Source organism: Metabacillus fastidiosus NBRC 101226 (assembly GCF_001591625.1).
Taxonomy (GTDB): Bacteria; Bacillota; Bacilli; order Bacillales; family Bacillaceae; genus Metabacillus; species Metabacillus fastidiosus.
Window position 1 is genome coordinate 1 of sequence record NZ_BCVG01000221.1, and the last position, 1,574, is coordinate 1,574.

Sequence of the window (1,574 nt, forward strand, 5' to 3'; positions counted from 1 at the left end):
GGATTTTCATCACAGGGCCTTTCAGCAGGGTGTCCCCAAAGGGTAAAAAGCAACCCTTTGGGGACACCCTCTTTTTATTTTCATTATGTCACTGTATGTTTTCTAAAGCATCCGCAAATCTTAAAATACCCTTTCGAATATCATCCGGTTCACCGCGTCCGAAAGTAAAACGGATATATCCCTTTTGAGATCCTAAAATACTTCCCGGTACAAACGCAATCCCATTCTTCATCGATTCATTCAATATCAAATATTCATTAATAGACGGATCTATTTTACACCATAGATGAATACCTCCGGCTGGAGTAAAAAACTCTACTTTATTACCGAGAAATCCTCTTAAACTTGAAGTTATCGTATGTTTTCTCAGTTCAAGCTGTGCCCGGATTGTATCGATATGTGTTGTAAAATATTCAGAGCCTAAAAATTCGTTAGCGACCCACTGCGGAAAAACGCTATGCCCAAAATCAACCTGCTGTTTTGCATCAGCTAAGCGCTGAATTACTTGTTCAGGACCAATAATCCAGCCGATTCGTAATCCTGATGCTACAATTTTCGATAAGGAGCTAATATAAAGAACGTTTTCGTTATAGTCCATTGATTTAAGAGTCGGATTTACTTCTCCATTATAGGAGGTCAAACTGTATGGATCATCTTCCACGATCGGGATACCAAGCTCAATTGACAGCTCTAATATTCTTTTCCGGCGTGACAAATGAAGAACAGTTCCTGTAGGATTTTGATGATCCGGGTTCAAGAAAACCATCCTTATCCGGTGCTTTTTATGTAAAGATACAAGATCATCCGGATTAATTCCGTCTTTATCTACCGGCAGGAGAAAGGTTCTTAATCCAGCTGACTGGAAGATCGGGAGTGAATAACAATACGAAGGATCTTCAATAGCGACAGCATCGCCGGGTTTAAGCAGACACTCCACAATAAGATGAAGGGCCTGCTGAGCACCAGATGTTATTAAAATGGAAGAAGCAGTCGTTTCTATATTTTTGAACTGCTTCACATGGGATGTAACTGTCTCTCTTAACAGCTCATTTCCTTGCGGGTGATCATATCCGAGATTTTCAATAAATGGCTGACTGGAAAGGATATTCCGAAACTGATCATTCGGCATTAAACTCGGAGACAATTCGCCGCTTGCTAAATTAATTAACTTCCGATTTTGAACTTCCGACCGGATTTGCTGAACTAAAGGGAGATTCGGGAGAAAGGAACCATCCTCTACATAACGTCCCCAATTTGGAATACGTTTATGGGATATTCCCCATATGTCGGTACTGACACGTGTCCCGCTCCCCTTCTTCCTTTCCACAATTCCAAGAGACTTCAGCTCTTCATACGCCGCAACTATTGTGCTGCGGTTTACGTCAAGCTCCTGCGCTAATTTCCGTTCCGAGGGCAATAAACTGTCTGCTGGAAACAGCCCTGAAGAAATACCTTGCTCAATATATTCAACGATTTGTTTATAAATTGGTTTCTTATTATTGCGGTCCGGCTTCCATTCCATATATATCATCCTTCATATTCTTTCTATTTATTCCAGCCTTAACGGGCAGTAA

At 41.0% G+C, this 1,574-nt stretch carries 1 protein-coding gene; it reads right to left on the reverse strand.

All coding sequences use genetic code 11. From position 1 onward, the window contains the following. Window positions 1–88 precede the first annotated feature (88 nt). Window positions 89–1,522, reverse strand: coding sequence for a MocR-like pyridoxine biosynthesis transcription factor PdxR (pdxR, locus tag BFA01S_RS21495; RefSeq protein ID WP_066235681.1), 1,434 nt, complete (start codon window positions 1,520–1,522; stop codon window positions 89–91). Between the last annotated feature and the right edge of the window lie 52 nt (window positions 1,523–1,574).